This window comes from Falsirhodobacter sp. 20TX0035, assembly GCF_028307215.1.
Lineage (GTDB): Bacteria > Pseudomonadota > Alphaproteobacteria > Rhodobacterales > Rhodobacteraceae > Falsirhodobacter.
On record NZ_JAQMHV010000016.1, the window covers coordinates 1 to 22048 of the forward strand.

Here is a 22048-nt window from a genome sequence, read left to right on the forward strand (position 1 = left end):
GAAGGCCCCACCTTCGCCCAGAACAGCCTCGACCCGAAACTCTTCGCAACACTCTTCCACGTTGGATGAAAGGGTCGCCAACCGGCGGGCGGTGATCGACCTGCGGCCCGTGGGCCACGTGATCGGCCTGCTGGTCGTGGCGATGGGCGTGGCGATGCTGGTGCCCGTCGTGTTCGACGCCTTCGCGGGGGACAGGCAGGCCCCGATCCTGCTGCAGATCGCCATGCTGACTATGGTCACAGGCGGGCTGGTGGCCTTGGCCTGCGCCAACGGCGCGCGCGGCAGCATGACCCTTCAGCAGATCTTCCTGCTGACGGTGGGGGTCTGGGTGGCCCTGCCGCTGTTCGGCGCGCTGCCGTTCATCGCGGGGGCCACGCAGGCCAGCTTCACCGACGCGATGTTCGAATCCGTGTCGGGGATGACCACGACGGGGGCCACGGTCTTTGTGGGGCTGGACGATCTGCCCGTCGGCATCAACATGTGGCGGATGATCCTGCACTGGCTGGGCGGCCTTGGCATCGTGATCGTGGCCATGCTGTTCCTGCCGGTGATGAAGGTCGGCGGCATGCAGTTCTTCAAGTCGGAAGGCTTCGACACGCTGGGCAAGATCCTGCCGCGGGCGATGGACATCTCCTCGGCGCTGATCCGGATCTACGTGGGCATGACAGTCGCCTGCGTGCTGACCTACAACGCGATGGGGATGAACGGCACGGACGCGCTGATGCACGCGCTGTCCACGGTGTCGACGGGGGGCTTCTCATCCTACGACGCGTCCTTCGGCGTGTTCTCGGGGCCCTTGGAATACGCGTGCGTGTTCTTCATGCTGGCGGCGACGCTGCCCTTCATCCGCTATGTCCAGATGATGCAGGGCTATTACACGCCCATGTGGCGCGACCAGCAGGTCCGGGCCTACCTGCGCTGGAACCTGTATGCGGCGCTGGCCATCGCGGCCTATCACATATGGGTCGACAACGTCCCCACCCACACCGCCTTCCGCGAGGCTCTGTTCAACGTCGCCTCCTCCTTCTCCGGCACGGGCTTTGTCAGCACGGACCTGTCGCAATGGGACGCGTTTCCCCTGCTGGTCATCATCATCGTGGGGCTGATCGGGGGGTGCACCTCCTCCACCGGCTGTTCGGTGAAGGTGTTCCGCTACCTGATCCTGTTCGAGGCGATCAAGGTCCAGATCAAGCGCCTGCGGTCCCCCAGCGCGGTGATCGCCGTCCGCTACGAAGGCAAGGTCGTGGGGCAGGACGTGCTGGATTCGGTCATCCTGTTCTTCACGATGTTCCTTCTGACCTTTGGCGTGCTGGTCGTCCTTCTGTCGCTGACGGGGCTGGACGTGCGCGCCTCCATCACGGCGGCCTGGACCTCCATCGCCAATGTGGGGCCGGTGTTCGGGGCGGGGGTGCGGCCCAGCGGGGCGCTGACCGATTTCCCCGACAGCGCGAAGTGGATCATGATCATCGGCATGCTTCTTGGCCGGCTGGAGCTTCTGACCGTCTACGTCCTGCTGATGCCGCGGTTCTGGATGCGTTGACGCCTTCCGCCGTGCCGCCTATGCAATGGCGGACCGCGAACGAAGGAGCCGTCATGACCGCCACCACGCCCCCCCGCAGTTTTCAGGAGATCATCCTGCGGCTGATGACCTATTGGGGATCGCGAGGTTGCGCCGTCCTTCAGCCCTACGACATGGAGGTGGGGGCGGGCACGTTCCACCCGGCCACCACGCTGCGCTCGCTCGGTTCCAAGCCTTGGGCCGCCGCCTATGTCCAGCCCTCCCGCCGCCCGACGGACGGGCGCTATGGCGAAAACCCGAACCGGCTTCAGCACTACTACCAGTATCAGGTGATCCTGAAGCCGTCGCCGCCGGACCTTCAGGCCCTGTATCTTGGCAGCCTTGAGGCGATCGGCGTGGACATGGACCTGCACGACATCCGCTTTGTCGAAGATGACTGGGAATCCCCGACGCTGGGCGCATGGGGTCTGGGATGGGAAGTGTGGTGCGACGGCATGGAAGTGTCGCAGTTCACCTATTTCCAGCAGGTCGGCGGCCACGACTGCAAGCCGGTGAGTGGGGAGCTGACCTACGGGCTGGAGCGTCTGGCGATGTATGTCCTTGGCGTCGATCACGTCATGGACATGCCCTTCAACGATCCCGACAGCCCGACGCCGCTGACCTATGGCGACGTGTTCCGTCAGGCCGAACAGGAATATTCGCGCTGGAACTTCGACATCGCGGACACGGACATGCTGCTGCAGCATTTCGTCGATGCCGAGGCCGAATGCGACCGCATCCTGTCCGCGCCCGAAACGGACTGGGCGGGGCGCCGGATCATCATGTCGCAGCCCGCCTATGACCAGTGCATCAAGGCGAGCCATCTCTTCAACCTCATGGATGCGCGGGGCGTGATCTCCGTCACCGAACGGCAGGCCTATATCGGGCGGGTGCGGGCGCTGGCCAAGCGCTGCGCCGACGCCTTCGTGATGACCGACGCCGGCGCGTCCCACTGACGGATTCCTGTATCATGCCCGATCTTCTGCTCGAACTCTTTTCCGAGGAAATCCCCGCCCGCATGCAGGCCCGCGCGCGCGCCGATCTGCAAAAGCTGGTCACCGACGGTCTGGTGGAGGCGGGGCTGACCTATGCCTCGGCCGGTGCCTTCTCCACCCCTCGCCGTCTTGTGCTGGCGGTGGAAGGGCTGACGACTGAGTCCCCCACCGTGCGCGAGGAACGCAAGGGCCCGAAGGCCGACGCCCCCGAACAGGCGCTGGCCGGTTTCCTGCGTGGCCTTGGCATCACTGATGCGGCGCCCGTCATGGCGCTGGCGGGCCAGCCTTCGGGCGCGCATGTGCACCTGAATGGCGTCGTGGTGGAAGTGCGCGACGACAAGAAGGGCCAGATCCTCTTCGCCAAGGTCACGAAGCCCGGCCGTCCGGCGGCCGAGATCGTGGCCGAGGTGGTCGAACGCACCATCCGCACCTTCCCATGGCCCAAATCCATGCGTTGGGGTTCGGGGCAACTGCGCTGGGTGCGCCCCTTGCATTCCATCCTGTGCCTGCTGACGACCGAGGCTGGAAGCGACGTGGTGCCCGTCATCGTCGATCACCTGACGGCCGGCAACACCACCGAAGGCCACCGTTTCATGGCGCCGGGTCGCTTTGCCGTGTCGTCCTTCGACGACTACCGCGCCAAGCTGGCGGCCGCCCATGTGGTGCTGGACAGCGACGAGCGTGAGGCGATCATCTGGAACGACGCCACCACCGCCGCCTTCGCCCAGGGGCTGGAGGTCGTGGAGGACAAGGGCCTGCTGGCCGAGGTGGCGGGGCTGGTCGAATGCCCCGTGGTCCTGATGGGCACCATCGGCGAAGAGTTCCTCGGCCTGCCGCCCGAGGTGCTTCAGACGTCGATGAAGGAGCATCAGAAGTTCTTCTCGGTGAAGGCCCACTCGGGCCGGATCGAGAAGTTCGTGACCGTGGCCAACCGCACCACCCGCGACGACGGCGCGACCATCCTGAAGGGCAACCAGAAGGTGCTGTCGGCCCGCCTGTCCGACGCGCGCTTCTTCTGGGACAATGACCTGCGGACGGTAAAGGCCGAAGGGCTGGAAGGCATGGGGGCGGGCCTGTCCGGCGTCACCTTCCACAACCGTCTGGGCAGCCAGGCCGACCGCGTCGCGCGGATCGCCGATCTGGCCGAACGCCTGGCCCCGATGGTGGGCGCGGACGCCGCGCTGGCCCGCCAGGCCGCGCAGGTGGCCAAGGCCGACCTGCAATCGGACATGGTGGGCGAATTCCCCGAGCTTCAGGGCCTGATGGGCCGCTATTACGCGACCGCCGCGGGCCTTGATGCGCAAGTGGCCGAGGCGTGCCAGTGGCATTATTCACCGCTGGGCCCGTCGGACGTGGTGCCTGTCGCCCCCGTCACGGTGGCGGTGGCGCTGGCCGACAAGATCGACACGCTGACCGGTTTCTGGTCCATCGACGAAAAGCCCACCGGCTCGAAGGATCCCTTCGCGCTGCGCCGCGCCGCGCTGGGCGTGATCCGTCTGGTGCTGGGCAACGGCCTTCGCCTGCCGCTGGCGGATCTGGTGGGCGAGGATCTGCTGGCCTTCTTCCACGACCGGCTGAAGGTCTACCTGCGCGATCAGGGCGTGCGGCACGACGTGATCGACGCCTCCATCGCCATGCCCGGCAACGATGATCTGGCCTTGCTGGTTCGCCGGGCCGAGGCGCTGCAGGCGTTCCTCGACACCGAGGACGGGACCAACCTGCTGCAGGGCTTCCGTCGCGCCAACAACATCCTGAACCAGGCCGAGGCGAAGGACGGGGTGGAGTATTCGTTCGGCGCCGATCCGAAATTCGCCGAGGACGACACGGAGCGGGCGCTGTTCACGGCCTTGGACGCGGCGGACGCCCGCATCCGTCCCGCCCTGGGGTCCGAGGATTTCGCGGCCGCCATGTCGGCCCTGGCCGGTCTGCGCGGCCCGATCGACGCCTTCTTCGAGGCGGTTCAGGTGAACGCCGAAAACCCGATCCTGCGGCGCAACCGGCTGAACCTTCTGCACCGTATCCGTTCGGCCTGCGCGCAAGTGGCGGACCTGACGAAGATCGGCGACTGAACGGGCCATTGGCGAACGGGCGGGGTGCGGCTATCATCCTTGGATGATGAACGCGCCCCTTCAGGACCATGTCCCCATCACCCCCACGCAGAACGTCTCGGCGGCGCTGCACGGCTGGCGGGCGAAATGCCTGCAACGGCTGATCCGGCTGGACATTCCGGTGCCGCCGACGGTGGCGCTTCCCATCGCCACGGTGCGCGCCATCGCGCAGGGCCAGCCCATCGACTGCGCCCGCATCCTGTCGCGCTTTGGACCCGAACCGCTGGTGTCGGTCCGGCCCAGCCCGCAGGGGACCGACTGGGGCGGTCCGGCGACGCTGCTGAACATCGGCATGAACGCGGCGCGTCACGCCTCGCTGGTGCGGTCGCACGGGCAGAAGGCGGCGGACCGGCTGTATCTGCGTTTCGTGCAAAGCTACGCGATCCATGTCGCGCGTCTGGATCCCGACGCCTTTGACGGCACCGATCTGGCCGAGGCGCTGCGCGCCTATCACGACCAGACGGACGAGCCTTTTCCCGAAGATCCCGCGCGCCAGCTGACGGAGGTCACCCGTTCCATGTCCCGCGCGTGGGAAGGGACGAGCGCCCGCCTCTTGCGCCATGCGAAAGGCGCGCCCGACGATGCGGGTCTGGGCCTTCTGGTGCAGCAGATGGCGCAGGGCATGGGGCAGGGGCTGTCCGGGTCGGGCGTGATCCAGTTCGTGGACGGCGCCACGGGCCGCCCGCAGATCACCGGCCGTTTCCGCAGCCAAAGCCAAGGCGGTATCGCGCTGGCCGAGGATGCGGCGCTGTACATCACCCGCGACGCCCGCGGCCCCTCGCTGGAGGAGCTGGCGCCCGACATCTTCGCCGACCTGATCCGCCACGGCGCCCGCTGCCGCACCCATCTGCGCGAAGAGATGCAGATCGAGTTCACGATCGAGAACGGGCATCTCTCGGTTCTGGACGCGATCCGGGTGCAGCGGTCCTCACGCGCCGGGGTCCGCATCGCGGTGGCGCTGGCCGAGGATGGGGTCATCCCGCGGCAGGAGGCCGTCCTGCGCATCAAGCCGCGCGACCTGTCCGAGGTGATGCACCCGCAGGTCGATCCGCGGGCCGCCCGCGACCGGATCGTGAAGGGCATCGCGGCCTCCCCTGGCGCTGCGGTGGGGCGCATCGCCTTCACCTCGGTCGCGGCCCAGACCTTTGCCGCGCGGGGGGAGCCGTGCATCCTTGTCCGTCGCGAAACCACGCCCGAGGACATTCGCGGCATGCATTCGGCGGCCGGCGTCCTGACGGAACGCGGCGGCGTCACCAGCCATGCGGCGGTGATTGCCCGGGGCCTTGGCGTGCCCTGCGTCGTGGGGGCCGGCGATCTGCGGCTGGACCTGCGGGACCGCGCGCTGACCCTGCCCGACGGGCGCGTGCTGCACGAAGGCGACATCCTCACGCTGGATGGATCGACCGGGGAGGCGCTGGCCGGCGCGGTGGAGATGCTGTCGCCCTCGCTGGACGACAACTTCCGCACCCTGCTGGACTGGGCCGATCAGAGCCGCGACATCGGCATCCGCGCCAACGCCGACACCCCCACGGACGCGGAACTGGCCCGGCGCTTCGACGCCGAAGGCATCGGCCTGTGCCGGACCGAGCACATGTTCTTCGAAGAGGACCGGCTGACGGTCATGCGCGAGATGATCTTCGCCGACACCTCCACCGACCGGGCGGCGGTGCTGGCGCGCCTGCTGCCGATGCAGCGCGAGGATTTCATCCGCCTGTTCACGATCATGGCGGGCAAGCCCGTCTGCATCCGGCTGCTGGACCCGCCGCTGCACGAATTCCTTCCCCAGACACGCGAAGGCCTGCGGGCTCTGGCCGAGGCGCTGGACCGTCCCCTGTCCGACGTGACCCGCCGGGCCGAGGCGCTGGCCGAGTTCAACCCGATGCTGGGCATGCGCGGCGTCCGCCTTGGCATCGCCTGGCCCGAGATCTACGAGATGCAGGCCCGCGCCATCTTCGAGGCGACGCTGGACTGCGCCCGTCGGGGCATCCGTGTGGTGCCCGAGATCATGGTCCCCCTCATCTCGGCGCGGCGCGAGGTGGAACTGGTCCGCGCCCGCATCGACGCCATCGCCTCGGCCGTGCGGATGCAGTCGGGGGCCGATTTCGATTACCGTCTGGGGGCCATGGTGGAAACGCCGCGGGCGGCCTTGCGGGCGGGTGACCTGGCGGTGAACGCGGCCTTCTTGTCCTTTGGCACCAACGACTTGACCCAGATGACCTATGGCCTGTCGCGCGACGATGCCGGCCGCTTCATGGGCGCCTATATCCAAAGCCGGGTGTTCCCCGAAGACCCGTTCCACGTGCTGGACACCGAAGGCGTGGGGGAGCTTTTGCTGATCGGCGCGGAACGCGGCCGCAGGTCCCGGCCCGACCTGATCGTGTCGCTGTGCGGGGAACACGGGGGCGATCCCGACTCCATCGCGTTCTGCCGGAAGGCGGGGTTCAACTACATCTCCTGCTCACCTTTCCGGGTGCCGCTGGCGCGGCTGGCGGCAGCCCATCTGGCCCTTTCGGAACGCGTCACGCCGGTGGGCGAACGCGACTGGATCACCGGCGAGATGCGGCGCCCGATGGCCGATGGTTAACCTCTCTTAACTCTCGTTGTGGACTTTTGTTCGTTCAGGCGCTATTTGCGCCTGCTGTTGTGCGTAGATGGGCAGAAGGGGCGTCCGGCCGCACGGCGAGAAACAACGCGAGACGGACATCATGCGACTGTTGGGACTGGGCCTGGCCTTTGCGGCGGCCCTGTGGGCGGGCACGATGGGGGCCAATGCGGACCCTTGGAAGACGGCGCGCAGCGGGGATGCCACCGTTCACCAAGTGGCCTACACCGAAAGCCTTGGCCGGTCCCTGTCCATGTCACCCCGCACCGCCTTGCCCATGATCCGCTACGACCTGGACTGGCTGAACGCACAGGCGCCAGACGTGGCGCTGGACGCCGACTGGGAATGCCTGACCGAAGCCTTGTATTTCGAGGCGCGCGGAGAGCCGCTGAAGGGCCAGTTCGCCGTGGCCGAGGTCATCCTGAACCGGGTGGACGCACGGGGCTATCCCTCATCGGTGTGCGACGTGGTCCGGCAGGGGGAAAAGAACGGCAAGGCCTGCCAGTTCAGCTTCATCTGCGACGGCCTGCCCGAAACGGTGACTGAACAGGCCGCCTATGATCAGGCGGGAAAGATCGCGGCCGTGATGCTGGCCGGCGCGCCCCGGGCGCTGACACGGGGGGCCACGCATTTCCACACGTCGGCCGTGCGTCCATCCTGGGCGGCCCATCTTCCGAAAACGGTGCAGATCGGCGATCATCTCTTCTATCGCGAATGATTTGCGGATAGGCGGGGCCATGGACCGGATCTTTCTGCGCGACCACGTGGTCGAAACCGACATCGGCGCCTTCGAGGTGGAACGCGGCCGGCCCCAGCGCCTGCGCTTTGCCGTGGAGGTCGAGGTCGCGCATGTGCAGGCCCATGACAACGTGGACCTGATCCTGTCCTACGACCGCATCCGCGAAGCCATCACCGACGAACTGGCCCGAGGCCGCGTGGCGCTTCTGGAAACGCTGGCCGACGGCATCGCTGCCCGGCTTCTGGCGCATCCCCAGGCCCGCGTGGTGCATCTGGAGATCGAGAAGATGGACCGCGGTCCCTTCCGCCTGGGCATCCGCGCCACCCGCCGCCGCGGAGAGGTGGAACTCGCGACCCGGGACGCCGAGGCGCCGACCGTCGTCTATCTGGGGCAGGGCGGGCAACCCGTGGCGGGCGCGGTGAACTGCGTGGCCGGAACGCCCGCGACCGGCCCCGACGCGCCGGCCCAGCGCCGGCTGAATCTTCTGGCGGTGGAGCAGGCGGCCTGGCTGCGGAGCGGCCCCGGCACCACCGTCGCCGGAACATGGACCGAGATGGACTGGGCCCTGCGCCAGGGCCTGGCCGTGATCTGGGCACCCTCGAAGATGGTGCTGGAGGCGGCCGATCCCCCATCCTCCACCGCGCCGGACGCGCTGGCGGTCTGGCTGGCCGAGCAGTTGGGCTGCCGGACGATCACGGCCCTTGAAACCATTTCGGCGGAAAGCCGCGTCGCGGTGATCCCGGGCTGACTTGCCATGCGGCCCCGCATCGGTAGAAGTGCCGGATGACCTGTTACCGTCCCATCGCCCAGACCGATCCCGCCCGTTCCCCCGGCGCGCTGACCCTTGCGGGCGGCTGGTGCTGGTTCGACCGGGTGGAGGTGATGGAGCGGGGCCGTCGCGAGATCATCGCCGCCCATGAGTTGCCCGAGGTCGCACGCCAGCGTCTGACCGATCCCCGGCCGCCCTTGCACGGGCTGACCTGGGACGCGCCGCGCGTCATGGGGATCGTGAACGCGACACCCGACAGCTTTTCCGACGGCGGCACCTATGACCCCGTGGCGCAAGGGCGCGCCCTCGCGGCCGACGCCGATCTTCTGGACATCGGCGGCGAAAGCACCCGCCCCGGCGCGCAGACGGTGGCCGAGGAGGAGGAGATCCGCCGCATCCGCCCGGTGATGGACGCGCTGCGCGGGCTGCGCCCCCTGTCCATCGACACACGCAAGGCGGCGGTGGCCAAGGCGTCGGACGCGGACATGGTGAATGACGTGTCGGCGATGCTCTATGATTCGGCCATGGCGGGCACCGTGGCGCGCATGGGCGCGTCGGTCTGCCTGATGCACGCGCAGGGTGTGCCGGAAACGATGCAGGACGATCCCCGCTATTCCGACGTGCTGCTGGACGTGTACGACCATCTGGCCGAACGGATCGCGATGGCCGAGGCGGCGGGCATCCCCCGAAGCCGCATCGTGGTCGATCCGGGGATCGGCTTTGGCAAGACGATGACGCACAACCTGACCCTGATCCGCGGGCTGTCGGCCTTTCACGGGCTGGGCTGTCCCATCCTTCTGGGCGTGTCGCGCAAGGGCTTCATCGGCCGGATCGGGCAGGCCGCCACCCCGGCCGACCGGATGCCAGGGTCGGTGGCGGTGGCGCTGGCGGGCGTGGCGCAGGGCGCGCAGATCTTGCGCGTGCATGATGTGGGGGCGACGCGGCAGGCGCTGGCGCTCTGGATAGCCTCGACAGGAGAGATGAGATGACTCGCAAGCTTTTCGGCACCGACGGGGTGCGCGGAACCGCCAACACGGCGCCCATGACGGCTGAGATCGCGCTGCGGCTGGGACTGGCCGCCGGCAAGTATTTCCAGCGCAAGTCGGCCCTGCCGCGCGTGGTGATCGGCAAGGACACGCGCCTGTCGGGCTACATGCTGGAAAACGCGCTGACGGCGGGGCTGACCTCGATGGGAATGAACGTGCTGCTGCTGGGCCCCGTGCCCACGCCGGCGGTGGGCTTTCTGACGCGGTCGATGCGGGCTGATCTGGGAGTCATGATTTCGGCCAGTCACAACCCGCATCAGGATAACGGGATCAAGTTCTTCGGCCCCGACGGCTTCAAGCTGTCCGACGCGGCCGAGGCGGAAATCGAGGCGCTGCTGGACACCGATATCCCCTTGGCCGATCCGGCCGAGATCGGCCGTGCGAAACGGATCGAGGATGGGCGGGGGCGGTATCAGGAATACGCTAAGACGACGTTCCCACAAGGCCTGCGGCTGGACGGGCTGAAGGTCGTGATCGACTGCGCCAACGGGGCCGCCTATCGCGCAGCACCCGAGGTACTGTGGGAGCTGGGCGCCGACGTGATCCCGGTTGGAACCTCGCCCAACGGCAAGAACATCAACCTGCGTTGCGGGTCGACGCATCCCGAGGCTGCGGCAGAGGCCGTTGTGGCCCATGGCGCCGATGTGGGCATCACGCTGGACGGGGACGCCGACCGCGTGATGATCCTGGACCAGCACGGCCGCGTGGCGGATGGCGACCAGATCATGGCGCTGTTGGCCGCGCGCTGGGCCGAGGATGGTCGCCTGAAAGGCGGAGCACTGGTGGCCACCGTGATGTCGAACCTGGGGCTGGAGCGATTCCTGCAGAGCCGCGGCCTGCGGCTGGAGCGGACGCCGGTGGGCGACCGTTATGTGGTCGAACGGATGCGGGAAGGCGGGTTCAACCTTGGCGGCGAACAATCCGGCCACATCGTGATGACGGACCACACCACCACCGGCGACGGGCTGGTGGCCGGCCTGCAGTTCCTGGCCGAAATGGCCCGTTCCGGCAAGCCCGCGTCCGACCTGACCCACAGCTTCGAGACGGTGCCGCAGATGCTGAAGAACGTCCGCTACACGGCCGGTCGCGAACCGCTAAAGGCAGAGGCGGTCCAGTCCGTCATCGCGCGGGCCGAAGCGCGGCTGCAAGGGCATGGACGGCTGCTGATCCGCAAGTCGGGGACCGAGCCCCTGATCCGCGTGATGGCCGAGGCGGAAGATCCCGCCCTGCTGTCGGACGTGGTGGACAGCATCGTCCAAGCGGTGGAGAACGCGGCTTGAGGAACCTTTTGCACCCATTGCGGGTTTCCTTTTCGGAAACGCGAAAAGGAACCGAACGGATGCAGCTTGAAGCACTTGTCGTCCTTGGTGCGGGTCTGAGCCTTCTGGCGATGGTCGTGGCTACCTTGGCCGCCACGCCCGCAAAGGCGAAGGTCGCGGCGGGACGTAAATGAAAAGGGCGCCCGTGGGGGCGCCCTTTCCGCATCAGTTCCGCTCGCGGTCGACCATCTTGCCCTTGGAGATCCAAGGCATCATCGCGCGCAGCTTCTCGCCCACCTTCTCGATCTGGTGTTCGTCGTTGATGCGGCGCGTGGCCTTGAAGGACGGCTGGCCAACGGCGTTTTCCTGCATGAAATCACGTACGAACTTGCCGGTCTGGATGTCCGTCAGGACTTCCTTCATGCGCTTCTTCGTCTCGTCATAGGGCAGGATGCGCGGGCCGGACACATACTCGCCATATTCCGCCGTGTTGGAGATGGAGTAGTTCATGTTCGCGATGCCGCCTTCGTAGATCAGGTCCACGATCAGCTTCACTTCGTGCAGGCACTCGAAATAGGCCATCTCGGGCTCGTAGCCGGCCTCGACCAGCGTCTCGAAGCCCATCCGGATCAGTTCGACAAGGCCACCGCACAGAACGGCCTGCTCACCGAAAAGATCGGTTTCGCATTCCTGACGGAAGTTCGTCTCGATGATGCCCGAACGGCCACCGCCGATGCCGGAGCAGTAGGAGAGCGCCAGTTCCATCGCGCGACCCGTCGCGTCCTGATGCACGGCCACGAGGCAGGGCACGCCGCCGCCCTTGGTGTATTCGCCGCGCACGGTGTGGCCGGGGCCCTTGGGGGCCATCATGATAACGTCGACGCCCTTTTTCGGCTCGATCAGGCCGAAGTGCACGTTCAGGCCGTGAGCGAAGGCGATGGCGGCGCCTTCCTTCAGGTTGTCGTGGACGTATTTCTTGTAGGTTTCGGCCTGCAGTTCGTCGGGCATGGTGAACATGATCAGGTCGCACCAGGCGGCGGCTTCGGCGATGCCCATGACCTTCAGGCCTTCGGCTTCGGCCTTCTTGGCCGAGGGCGAGCCTTCGCGCAGCGCCACGACGAGGTTCTTCGCGCCCGAATCGCGCAGGTTCAGCGCATGGGCGTGGCCCTGGCTGCCATAGCCGAGGATCGCGACCTTCTTGTCCTTGATCAGGTTGATGTCGCAATCGCGATCGTAATAAACGCGCATGATCGTCTCCGTGATGATCGTTTCACAGGCAGAATACAACAATGGACCGGTATCCGGTTGCGAATATCTTTGATTTGCGGCTAATCGAGATACTGTCATTCCTGTAACGGCATTATCACGGAACAATCATGCTGGACGATACGGATCGACGGCTTCTGCGCCACCTTCTGGCCGATCCGGCCCAGCCCAACGCCGTTCTGGCCGAACGCGTGGGCGTGGCCCCCGCCACCGCCTGGCGACGGGTGGAGCGGTTGACAGAACAGGGCATCATCCGCGCGCAGGAGGCGGTGATCGACTGGCGGGCGCTGGGCTATGGCGTGGAGGTGTCGCTGCGCTTCACCCTCGACAAGACGGTGCCGCGCGCGTTCGAGGATTTCATCGAGGCCGCGCGCCGCGTGCCCGAGGTGCTGGCGATCGAGACGTTTCTGGGCCGGGTGGACCTGCGCCTGAACGTCATCGCCCGCGACATGACCCACTGGCAGGAGATCTACCGCACCCGCATCCTGACCTTGCCGCACATCGCCGACATTGAGGCGTTGATGCTGATCTCCACCCTCAAAGACGCGGAGGCGCTGCCCGTATGATCGATCTGGACGACACCGACCGCGCCCTGCTGCGGGCACTGGCGGCGGACGCGACGCAATCGGCGGGCGGGCTGGGGCGCAAGCTGGGTCTGTCCCAGCCCGCCGCTTGGCGCCGCATCCGGCGGCTGGAGGAGGCGGGTATATTGGCGGGGTGCCGCGTGGTGGTGGACCGTCAGGCGCTGGGCTTCGGCGTGACGGTGTTTCTGGGCATCAAGCTGGCCACCAAGGGCCGCGTGAGCCTTGAGGATTTCGAGCGTGCGGTGATGGCGATCCCCGAGGTGCAGATCGTGCAGCACGTGCTGGGCCTGTTCGATTACCGCCTGCGCGTCGTAGCGCGCGACATCGGGGATTTCGAACGCATCCTGCGCCGCCGCATCATGACCCTGCCGGGCGTGGGGCAGGTGGAGGCGAACGTCCTTCTGACCGAGGAACGCCGCCCGGGCCCGATCTAGCGCCCGCCCAGACCCGCGCGCATCAGCGCCCGCCGCACCGGTTGCACCGAATACAGCGTGTCCAGCATCGTCGCCCGCAGATCGCGCATCACGGGCCAGGAGAGCATGGAGGCGCGGTTCAACGCCTCGATTCCCAGGGCGCGGGTGCGGATGTCACCGTGGCGGCGGCGGTGATAGGCGTCGAGCATCGCCGCATCGCCCAGAGTGTCGGGCGTGGCCAGATCCAGAAGCGCCGCCAGATCGGCCAGCGAGGTGTTCAACCCCTGCGCGCCGATGGGCGGCAGCACATGCGCCGCCTCGGCCATCAGGGCCAGCCGTTCGCCCGACATCCGCGCCGCGATCTGGCCGATGATCGGGAAGATCCCTACGGGGGAGGCGAGGGTCAGCGGCCCCAGAACCCCCGCCGACCGCGCGCTGGCGGCCAGGGAGAACTCCTCGGCGGGGAGGGCGCGCAGACGCTCCGCCTCCGCCCCCGTTTCCATCCACACCACGGCCGAGGCGGGACGCCCGTCGCGATCGGGCAGCGGCACCAGCGTAAACGGCCCGCCCGACCGGTGCACCTCGGTCGAGACGTTGTTGTGGGGGATGTCGTGCCGCACGGCGAAGGCCAGCGCCTTCTGGCCGAAGCGGGTGGTGCGGACCGGGATGCCCGCCGCCTGCCGCATTGGGCTGTCGCGCCCGTCGGCCGCGATCACGAGCCGCGCCGTCACCGTCCGCCCGTCCGTCAGCCCCACCCGGGCCTGAGAGGTGCGGGTGGCCAGCGTCCGCGTGCCGACCCCCGGCAGATGCGTGACGTCGGGCAGTTCCGTCAGCCGTTCGGCCATCACCGTCCGCAAAAGGGCGTTGGGCAGGTTCCACCCGAAGGGCTGGTCCGAGATCTCGGAGGCGTCGAAGGCCTTCGCCAGACGCGGTTCGTTCAGGGGCCCGCCCGCGTCCACGATCCGCATGACCTGCAAGGGCGCGGCCGAGGGGAACAGCCGGTCCCAGAGGCCCGCCGCCTTCAGCACGGGGATGGCGGGCTGCAGAAACGCCGTGGATCGCTGGTCGCCCGCCGCCCCCGCCATGGGATCGACGCAGATCACGCGATAGCCGGCGCTGCCGAAGGCCGCCGCCGCCGTCAGCCCGGCGATGCCGCCGCCCGAGATGAGGATGTCAGTGTCCATCGACGCGCTCCTGCAGACGCCCGAGGAATGCCGCCAGGTCGTCGGTGTGATGGTGGATGTGGGGCGCCGGGGCCGCCATCTCAGCCACGTGCACGGTGCGCATGCCCAAGGCATGGGGCACCGCAAGGTTCCGCGGATCGTCCTCGAACATCGCACCCTCGGCAGGGTCGAGGTTGTCGAGCGCGAAGATCGCCTCGAACGCGTCCCGGCGGGGTTTGGGGCGGTAGCTCGCGTGCTCCACGCCATAGACGGCGTCGAAGAGGCCCGACAGGCCCCGCGCCTCCAGCACCCGTTCGGCATAAGGGGCGGTGCCGTTGGTGAAGATGATGCGCCGCCCCGGAAGCGCGCCGATCTGCCGGGCCAACAGCGCGTCCGGCGTCAGGTGCGATAGCGAGATGTCGTGCACGTGTTCCAGCCAAGCCACGGGATCGACCTCGTGTTCGTGCATGAGACCCGCCAGCGTGGTGCCATGCAGCTGCCAGTAGCTGGAGCGCAGCAGGTCCGCCTCCTCCCGGCCAAGGGCGAGGTTGCGCATCAGCCAGTCGGTCATCTTCACCTCGATCTGGTCGAACAGGCGGGCGGAGGGGTGATAAAGCGTGTTGTCGAGGTCGAAGACCCAGACGCGCACGTGCTGGAAGTCCTTGGAAATCATGGAAGGGATGATAGCTTTCGGACAAGGGCGCGGCAATCTGTCACCCGATGGCCGGTTGCATCACTTTGCCGCAGGGGCATAGATGCCGCGATCACAGAAAGGGACCGTGGTGCAGAAGGACGCATATTCGCTGATCATCGACGCGATCGAAACCGGGACCTACAAGCCCGGCGACCGTCTGGTGGAATCGGAACTGGCCGAACGGCTGGGCGTGTCCCGCACCCCCGTGCGCGAAGCGCTGCAGCGGTTGGAAACCCAGTCCATGCTGGTGCGCGACGGGCGCAGCCTCATCGTCGCCGCGCTGGACCATAACCAGCTGGCGGAATTCTACGCCGTGCGGTCCGAACTGGAAGGGCTGGCCGCGCGTCTGGCCGCCCGCCACGCCCGGGACGAGGAGATCGTCGTCCTGCGCCGCATGGCCGAGGAGGACAAGGCGCTGATCGGCGGGGATCCGCAACTGCTCAGCCGCGCGAACCGGCGGTTCCACAAGCAGATCCACCTTGCGTCGCACAACCGGTTCCTGGTGCAGCAGCTGGGGCTTCTGTCGCGGTCGATGGCGCTGATGGCCGGAACCTCGCTTGCGGCCGAGGGGCGCGATGGATCGGCCATGGCCGAGCATGAGGCGATCGTGGCCGCCATCGCCGCCCGTGACGGGGAAGCGGCGGACGAGGCGCTGCGCAAGCACATCTCCCGCGCGTTCGAGACGCGGCTTCTGGTGGACGCGGGCGAGCTGAAGCTGCGCTAGCCGGCCCGATCCTCAGCCGAAATGCCCGTGGGTGGTCTTGTCCCAGTAGAAGGGCCGCCGCACCATTTCCCACAACGCCTTATAGACCGAGAAGGTCAGCATCGGGAAATAGAAGATCAGCGTCGGCACCCACAGGGGGTTCATCCGGTGATCCGTCCGGCGCAGGGCGAGGATGCCGATGGTGATGTTCACGGCCTCGGTCAGCAGGAACAGGGCCACGAGGGCGATCACGCTCCACCCCGGCAGGCTGTCGGTCACGGGATGGGGCAGGCCCAGCGCCAGCAGCCAGTAAGACCACAGGACCGGCGCGAGGATCGCCTGCGACAGGGCGCCGAAGAACATGATCTGGAAGCCCGCGAAGCCCCGGGGGCCGATTTCGGCCCAAAGACGGCGGGGGTCGCGCATGTGCACGATCCACGTCATCATGTAGCCCTTCTGCCAGCGCGACCGCTGCTTGACCCAGGCGAGGGGCAGGCAGTTCGCCTCCTCCTGCGTGACGGTGGGGATCACCTCGGTCCGGTAGCCGTGGCGGGCGATGCGGATGCCCAGATCGGCGTCCTCCGTTACGTTGTGGGCGTCCCATGCGCCGATCTTCGCCAGAACGTCGCGCTGGACATACAGCGTGGTGCCGCCCAGCGGGATCGCCATGCCCATCCGCTGCAGGCCGGGCAGGATCACGCGGAACAGCGTGGCGTATTCCACCGTGAAGCAGCGCGCGATCCAGTTCGTGCGCGGGTTGTAATAGTCGAGGATGCCCTGAAGGCAGGCCAGATCGGGCCCCGCGCTGTGAAAGCGTTCGGCGATCCGGCGGATCTGGTCGGGGGCGGGGGCGTCCTCGGCGTCGAAGATGCCGACGATGCTGCCCCGGCAGAACCGCAGCGCGTGATTGAGGGCGCGCGGCTTCGTCTTCAGCTTGCCATGCGGGGTGACGATCACGCGCATCCAGTCAGGCAGGGCGGCGCGGGCCAGCGCCTCGCGCGTCAGGTGGTCCCGCTCCTCCACCGCCAGCAGGATCTCCAGCTTGTCGCGGGGATAATCGAGGCGGGACAGGCGCAGGATCAGGCGTTCGGCGATGTCCGCCTCGCGGTAGAGGGCCACGATGACGGACACGGTGGGCCAGTGGGCGACGGTGGCGACGGGCGGCCGCGGCACGTCGCGGAAGGCGGCGATGGCCGCGGCCAGCTTCAGCCCGACGCAGGCCAGAAGCGACAGGATGCCCCAGATGGACGCGACGGCCAGAACGGTCGCCGGCCACAGGATCGTCGCGCCCAGAAGCGCCAGCAGGCCCAGAATCACCGGTTGGCGGACGGCTGCGGTGTTCCAGGTGCGGCAGCTGTAGGTGTCGGTCAGCGCGGACTGCGCCTGGGCGGCCAACGTGGGGCCGCGCACCTCCAGAAGCGCCGTCTGGATCGCATCCTGATCGGCCAGCGCGCAGACGACCGGGCCGAAGCACTCCGCCAGATGTTCGCGATGCGCCTCATAGATCTCGGGGAGGGGGGCGAGGATGACGGTCACGTTGCCGCTTTGCCGCCAGGGCAGCAGTCCGTGACGCAGGCACAGGTCCAGCCCCGCCTGATCGATCAGGCGGGGGTCGGGCGCATGCGATCGCGGGTCGATCCACCGCATCCCGTAGTGGCGGACCAGGAGAGGGGGCAGACCTTCCGCCGGAACGATGCGCAGGCTCAGCGTGGCCAGCGGCAGGCTGCACCCCCGTTCCACCGAAAAGGCGACGGCCCGTTCCACGTCAGCCTTCGACACGCCCTCCGCCGCGCGCAAGAGCGCGGTGAAGGACGGCTGACCGCCGGAACGTGGCCGCTCCGTCGGGCGGGCGTGAAGTAGCGGGCTGACACTCATGGCGATGCTTTCCCTTCGGGGGAAGCATCGTCCAGGAAGGTTAACCGGTCGTTAAGCGCGACGCGCCTTCATCGCTTCGGCGAACCGTTCGAACAGGTGATAGCTGTCCTGCGGGCCGGGGCTCGCCTCCGGGTGATACTGTACGGAGAAGACAGGCTTGCCTTCCATCGAGATCCCGCAGTTCGATCCGTCGAACAGGCTGACATGCGTTTCCACCACGCCCGCGGGCAGGGTCTGGCTGTCCACGGTGAAGCCGTGGTTCATGGACGTGATCTCCACCTTGCCGGTGCCGACGTCCTTCACGGGGTGGTTCGCGCCATGATGGCCGTGGTTCATCTTCACGGTCTTGGCGCCCAGCGCCAGCGCCAGCATCTGGTGGCCAAGGCAGATGCCAAAAACGGGGACGTCCTTTTCCAGCACGCCCTGGATCATCGGCACGGCATATTCACCGGTGGCGGCCGGATCGCCCGGGCCGTTCGACAGGAACACGCCTTCGGGGTTCAGCGCCAGCACATCCTCGGCCGTGGCCGTGGCGGGCAGGACGGTGACGTCGCAACCGGCCGAGGCGAGGCAGCGCAGGATGTTGCGCTTTGCACCGTAGTCGATGGCCACCACCTTCAGGCCCGCGCCTTCGCGCGCCTTGAAGCCTTCGGGCCAAGCCCAGCGCATCTCGTCCCAGCGGTAGGACTGGGCGCAGGTCACGTCCTTGGCCAGATCGAGGCCGACCAGACCGCGCCAGGCGCGCGCCTTCGCGACAAGGCCCGCCACGTCGAAGTTTCCGTCGGGATCATGGGCCAGCGCCACATGCGGCGCGCCCTGCTGCCGGATCGCCCGGGTCAGGCGCCGCGTGTCCAGACCGCCGATGCCGATGCGGCCCTTGGAGGTCAGCCAAGCCTTCAGCTCCTGCGTCGCGCGCCAGTTGGAGGCGTCCGTGGGATCCCATTTCACCACCATGCCGGCGGCGACGGGATCGGCCGTCTCGTCATCCTCGGCCGTGGTGCCGACATTGCCGATATGGGGGAAGGTGAAGGTCACGATCTGCCCGGCATAGGACGGATCGGTCATGATCTCCTGATACCCGGTCATGGCGGTGTTGAAGACGAGTTCGGCCACCGTCTCGCCCACAGCGCCGAAGCCGCGACCGTAGAAGACCGTCCCGTCCGCCAGCGCCAGGCAGGCCGTGGGTTTGGATTGCGTCTCCATCGCGCGACTCCTCATTTCTGGATAAACGGTCGTTACGTATGGCGGGCGCGGAGCGGGGTCAAGCGGAACATGCGGGTTTCCACCCGCGTTGGCGCGCGGTAACCTGTGCCCCTGAACACCAGAGGTATCGTCATGACCATCCGCGAAAAGCTGCAAGCCGCCCTGAAGGACGCCATGCGCGCCAAGGAGGCCGACCGGCTGTCCACGCTGCGTCTGATCAACGCCGCCATAAAGGACCGCGACATCGCCGCCCGCGCCGAAGGAACGGACGCCGTGCCGGACGCCGAGATTCTGGCCGTGCTGGGGCGCATGGTGAAGCAGCGCCAGGAAAGCGCCCGCGTCTATGACGAGGGCGACCGCCCCGAACTCGCCGCCAAGGAGCGGGCCGAGATCCGCGTGGTGGAGGAGTTCCTGCCCCGCCGCCTGTCGGACACCGAGGTGGCCACGGCGGTGGACGAGGCCATTGCCGCGACCGGCGCCAGCAGCCTGCGCGACATGGGCCGCGTGATGGCGGAGTTGAAGGCGAAATACACGGGCCAGATGGATTTCGGCGCGGTGGGCGCCCTGCTGAAGGCGCGTCTGGGCTGAAATCCCGAAGGTTCGGAACCAACCGGGCCCGGCCGGGTTGCCCCAACTGTGACCGACGCATCGCAGGAAGGGGCGCCATGGCGAGGGTCAGGGGAGAGTATGTCGCGGAACATGCGGGTGTCGCCTTGGCCGCCCGCCGCGGGCTGATGACCCTTCGCGCCCTCAGCAGCCGGTCCCGCGCGATGTACGACACCCTGACGTTGGCGGAACTGGAAGAAATGGCGCCGCCGGATGTCGTGGAACTGCAGCGGGCCGTGCGCTAGGCGCGCAGGGCGTCCGGCTCTGCCTCGGCCTCCCAAGCGGCCGGGGTGGTCGCGCCGAAGCGGATCGCCCAAGTCGTGACGATCAGGAAGCCTGCGAAGGACGCAAAGGACAGGGCCGCGCCCGCCACCTCCACCATGCCCGACCAGCCGAAGATGGGGGCAAGGAAGGACAGGTTCGCGCCCGCGAACATGAGGGCTGCGTGCAGCATAGCCCAGCCTTCCGGCACCCGGCGCGCCGTCATCTGCGGCAGCCACAGATAGAAGCCGCCAAAGGCCGCGAACACCGCACCGACGCCGGCCGCATAATGGAACCGTGCCACCCCGTCCTGTCCGGCCGTCAGCGCCGCCGCGCCCAGCGTCAGCGCCATGAAGCCGACCGCCCACAGAAGGGGGGAGCCGACATGCCGCACGCCGCGCGCCAGCGTCAGGACCCACGCGGCGAGGATGACCAGCGACGGCAGCAGGACGGCCGTGGCCGCCGCTCCGAAGAAGGCACCCTCTTCCGTCGGGTGATACAGATCCTGCATCCACAGCGTCACGCCTAGCCCGGCCAGAACGCCCATGGCCAACAGGATCGCAGGCTTCATCGCCAGCGGCCGCCGGGCGAAGCGTTCCACGATGTCCGTCACGATGCCCAGAGAGGGGAGGATCAGCACGAAGACCAGCGGATGGGCCAGCGCCGCAGCCGCCTGACGCAGATCCTCCGGATCGAAGGGCGGCCGCAGGGCCAGAAGCAGCGCGGCGGCGGCGATGGTGGGCACGGCCAGAAGCATCAGCATCGCCGTCATGGCCAGCGACCAGGCGAAGACGGGCACCTCGGGCAGGGGCATGCCTTGGCGCTGCGTCAGGAATGTGGTGAGGGTGTTGATCGCGATCAGCAGGGACGAAAGGCCCGCAAGCGACAGCGCCAGCAAGCCGAGTGTAACCGATCCCCCCAGCATTGCCCCCGCCGCCAGCAGCAGCGACACCGCATGCGCCACCCAGGAGGCCAACCCAACGCGCGGGAAGGCTAGTTGTTCGGCGCCCACCTGCACGGGCAGGCGCCACAGGCCAAGGCCGCCGCACAGGGCGGGCATCAGCGTGAACGCCATCATCATCAGCCCGTGGGTCGTGGACAGCATCGCCCAGGTGGGGCTGTCCACCCCGCCCATGCGCAACCGTCCCGTCACCGCCAGCGACAAAAGGGCGCCGAGGGTGGAGCTGACCAGAAACAGGGCCCCGATCCGGCGTGATGCGAAGGTCAGTCTGGCCACAAGGCTCTCCGTGTTCGTGGGCGGGCTGCCAAGGGGATTATACGCCCGTGGCGGGCAGGTTCAACATGGGGAAGTGGCGGGGGAAGGTGGCCATCAGCGCCGCGTCCACGTCGTCCATGGTCACGGGCAGCCCCAGATCGACCAGGCTCGTCACCCCATGGTCGCGGATGCCGCAGGGCACAATGCCGTCGAAATGCGACAGGTCGGGTTCGACGTTCAGGCTGATGCCGTGGAAGCTGACCCAGCGGCGCAGCTTCACGCCGATGGCCGCGATCTTGTCTTCCCGCGGGGCGCCGTCTGGGCCGGGGGCCTTATCGGGGCGGACCACCCAGACCCCGACGCGGCCCGCGCGGCGTTCGCCCTTCACGCCGAATTCGGACAGCGTGTCGATCACCCAGTTTTCCAGATTGCACACAAAGCGGCGCACGTCACGGCCGCGCGCGCCCACGTCCAGCATCACATAGGCCACGCGCTGGCCGGGGCCGTGATAGGTGTATTGCCCGCCGCGCCCGGCCACGAACACCGGGAACCGGTCGGGCGCCACAAGGTCGGCCGCGTCGGCCGAGGTGCCGGCGGTGTAAAGCGGCGGATGCTCCAGAAGCCAGACGGCCTCCTCCGCCTCTCCGCGTGCGATGCGGGCGACCCGATCCTCCATCGCGGAAAGGGTCTGGATGTAGTCGGCCTGGCCGGGAAGGTGGGTCCACTCCATGGAAGTCCCTCATGTCTGACGGGGCAGACATGGGGGAAAGCGGGGCCCGTTACAATCGTGAAATCGGCGCAAGAATCCGCTTTCCAAGCGTCGCGCGCTCGGCTACAAGCCCGTCACCAAGTCAAGACTGTGCGGTCATGGCGGAATTGGTAGACGCGCAGCGTTGAGGTCGCTGTGGGGTAACTCCCGTGGAGGTTCGAGTCCTCTTGACCGCACCATTTGAAAACGCGGCCACCGGACACGGTGCGCCGCGTTTTG

General features: G+C 67.8%; 20 protein-coding genes and 1 tRNA gene. 14 read left to right on the forward strand and 7 right to left on the reverse strand.

Annotated features, from left to right (window positions below):
* Positions 1–91 precede the first annotated feature (91 nt).
* The 8 genes from PIJ50_RS14335 to glmM all read left to right on the forward strand — a co-directional run bounded on the left by PIJ50_RS14335 (position 92) and on the right by glmM (position 11097).
* Positions 92–1540, forward strand: a complete 1449-nt coding sequence (locus PIJ50_RS14335) for a TrkH family potassium uptake protein (protein WP_271976155.1) — start codon at positions 92–94, stop codon at positions 1538–1540.
* Positions 1541–1593: 53 nt separating this feature from the next.
* The gene (locus PIJ50_RS14340) at positions 1594–2514 is read left to right on the forward strand and encodes a glycine--tRNA ligase subunit alpha (protein ID WP_271976157.1); all 921 of its coding nucleotides are present in this window, start codon (positions 1594–1596) and stop codon (positions 2512–2514) included.
* Positions 2515–2528: 14 nt separating this feature from the next.
* Positions 2529–4622: a glycine--tRNA ligase subunit beta gene (gene glyS / locus PIJ50_RS14345; RefSeq protein WP_271976158.1), complete on the forward strand. Its 2094-nt coding sequence runs from the start codon at positions 2529–2531 to the stop codon at positions 4620–4622.
* A gap of 43 nt (positions 4623–4665) precedes the next feature.
* Entirely contained in the window at positions 4666–7245 is a 2580-nt protein-coding gene (locus PIJ50_RS14350; RefSeq protein WP_271976159.1) for a putative PEP-binding protein, read from the forward strand.
* Positions 7246–7366: 121 nt separating this feature from the next.
* On the forward strand, positions 7367–7981 hold the full coding sequence (locus PIJ50_RS14355) for a cell wall hydrolase (protein WP_271976161.1): 615 nt from the start codon (positions 7367–7369) through the stop codon (positions 7979–7981).
* Positions 7982–8000: 19 nt separating this feature from the next.
* Entirely contained in the window at positions 8001–8750 is a 750-nt protein-coding gene (locus tag PIJ50_RS14360) for a dihydroneopterin aldolase (protein WP_271976163.1), read from the forward strand.
* A gap of 35 nt (positions 8751–8785) precedes the next feature.
* Positions 8786–9760: a dihydropteroate synthase gene (gene folP, locus PIJ50_RS14365; RefSeq protein ID WP_271976164.1), complete on the forward strand. Its 975-nt coding sequence runs from the start codon at positions 8786–8788 to the stop codon at positions 9758–9760.
* Positions 9757–11097: a phosphoglucosamine mutase gene (gene glmM, locus PIJ50_RS14370; RefSeq protein ID WP_271976165.1), complete on the forward strand. Its 1341-nt coding sequence runs from the start codon at positions 9757–9759 to the stop codon at positions 11095–11097. The genes folP and glmM overlap by 4 nt, the downstream gene beginning before the upstream one ends.
* Before the next feature lie 204 nt (positions 11098–11301).
* Here glmM and ilvC read toward each other — a convergent pair whose 3' ends face one another.
* Positions 11302–12324, reverse strand: coding sequence for a ketol-acid reductoisomerase (ilvC, locus tag PIJ50_RS14375; RefSeq protein ID WP_271976166.1), 1023 nt, complete (start codon positions 12322–12324; stop codon positions 11302–11304).
* A 128-nt stretch (positions 12325–12452) separates the two neighbouring features.
* On the opposite strand from ilvC, the gene PIJ50_RS14380 reads away from it, so the two are divergent.
* Together PIJ50_RS14380 and PIJ50_RS14385 are read left to right on the forward strand one after the other, a co-directional pair.
* Positions 12453–12908, forward strand: a complete 456-nt coding sequence (locus tag PIJ50_RS14380; protein ID WP_271976167.1) for an Lrp/AsnC family transcriptional regulator — start codon at positions 12453–12455, stop codon at positions 12906–12908.
* Positions 12905–13360 carry an Lrp/AsnC family transcriptional regulator gene (locus PIJ50_RS14385; protein WP_271976168.1) on the forward strand — a complete coding sequence of 152 codons (456 nt, stop codon included), beginning with the start codon at positions 12905–12907 and terminating at the stop codon, positions 13358–13360. Before PIJ50_RS14380 ends, PIJ50_RS14385 begins: the two co-directional genes overlap by 4 nt.
* Here PIJ50_RS14385 and PIJ50_RS14390 read toward each other — a convergent pair.
* Together PIJ50_RS14390 and PIJ50_RS14395 are read right to left on the reverse strand one after the other, a co-directional pair.
* Positions 13357–14523, reverse strand: a complete 1167-nt coding sequence (locus tag PIJ50_RS14390) for a UbiH/UbiF family hydroxylase (protein ID WP_271976169.1) — start codon at positions 14521–14523, stop codon at positions 13357–13359. The two genes, PIJ50_RS14385 and PIJ50_RS14390, sit on opposite strands and share 4 nt — an antisense overlap.
* A complete protein-coding gene (locus PIJ50_RS14395) occupies positions 14513–15175 on the reverse strand; it encodes a pyrimidine 5'-nucleotidase (RefSeq protein ID WP_271976171.1) in 663 nt (220 codons plus the stop codon). Before PIJ50_RS14395 ends, PIJ50_RS14390 begins: the two co-directional genes overlap by 11 nt.
* 109 nt (positions 15176–15284) lie before the next feature.
* On the opposite strand from PIJ50_RS14395, the gene PIJ50_RS14400 reads away from it, so the two are divergent.
* Positions 15285–15920: a GntR family transcriptional regulator gene (locus PIJ50_RS14400; RefSeq protein WP_271976172.1), complete on the forward strand. Its 636-nt coding sequence runs from the start codon at positions 15285–15287 to the stop codon at positions 15918–15920.
* 12 nt (positions 15921–15932) lie between these two features.
* Here the strand turns inward: PIJ50_RS14400 and PIJ50_RS14405 are convergent, their stop codons facing one another.
* Positions 15933–17774: a glycosyltransferase gene (locus PIJ50_RS14405; protein WP_271976173.1), complete on the reverse strand. Its 1842-nt coding sequence runs from the start codon at positions 17772–17774 to the stop codon at positions 15933–15935.
* 51 nt (positions 17775–17825) lie between these two features.
* Positions 17826–18977: a glutamine-hydrolyzing carbamoyl-phosphate synthase small subunit gene (gene carA / locus PIJ50_RS14410; RefSeq protein ID WP_271976174.1), complete on the reverse strand. Its 1152-nt coding sequence runs from the start codon at positions 18975–18977 to the stop codon at positions 17826–17828.
* 132 nt (positions 18978–19109) lie between these two features.
* Between carA and PIJ50_RS14415 the strand changes: the two genes are divergently transcribed.
* A complete protein-coding gene (locus tag PIJ50_RS14415) occupies positions 19110–19565 on the forward strand; it encodes a GatB/YqeY domain-containing protein (RefSeq protein ID WP_271976176.1) in 456 nt (151 codons plus the stop codon).
* 77 nt (positions 19566–19642) lie between these two features.
* Positions 19643–19828, forward strand: coding sequence for a DUF3008 family protein (locus tag PIJ50_RS14420; RefSeq protein WP_271976177.1), 186 nt, complete (start codon positions 19643–19645; stop codon positions 19826–19828).
* Here the strand turns inward: PIJ50_RS14420 and PIJ50_RS14425 are convergent.
* Both PIJ50_RS14425 and lipB read right to left on the reverse strand, forming a co-directional pair.
* Entirely contained in the window at positions 19825–21081 is a 1257-nt protein-coding gene (locus PIJ50_RS14425) for a cbb3-type cytochrome c oxidase subunit I (RefSeq protein ID WP_271976178.1), read from the reverse strand. The two genes, PIJ50_RS14420 and PIJ50_RS14425, sit on opposite strands and share 4 nt — an antisense overlap.
* Positions 21082–21118: 37 nt before the next feature.
* Entirely contained in the window at positions 21119–21790 is a 672-nt protein-coding gene (gene lipB / locus PIJ50_RS14430; RefSeq protein WP_271976180.1) for a lipoyl(octanoyl) transferase LipB, read from the reverse strand.
* 131 nt (positions 21791–21921) lie between these two features.
* Between lipB and PIJ50_RS14435 the strand changes: the two genes are divergently transcribed.
* Positions 21922–22008, forward strand: a tRNA-Leu gene (locus tag PIJ50_RS14435).
* The last annotated feature ends 40 nt before the right edge of the window (positions 22009–22048 follow it).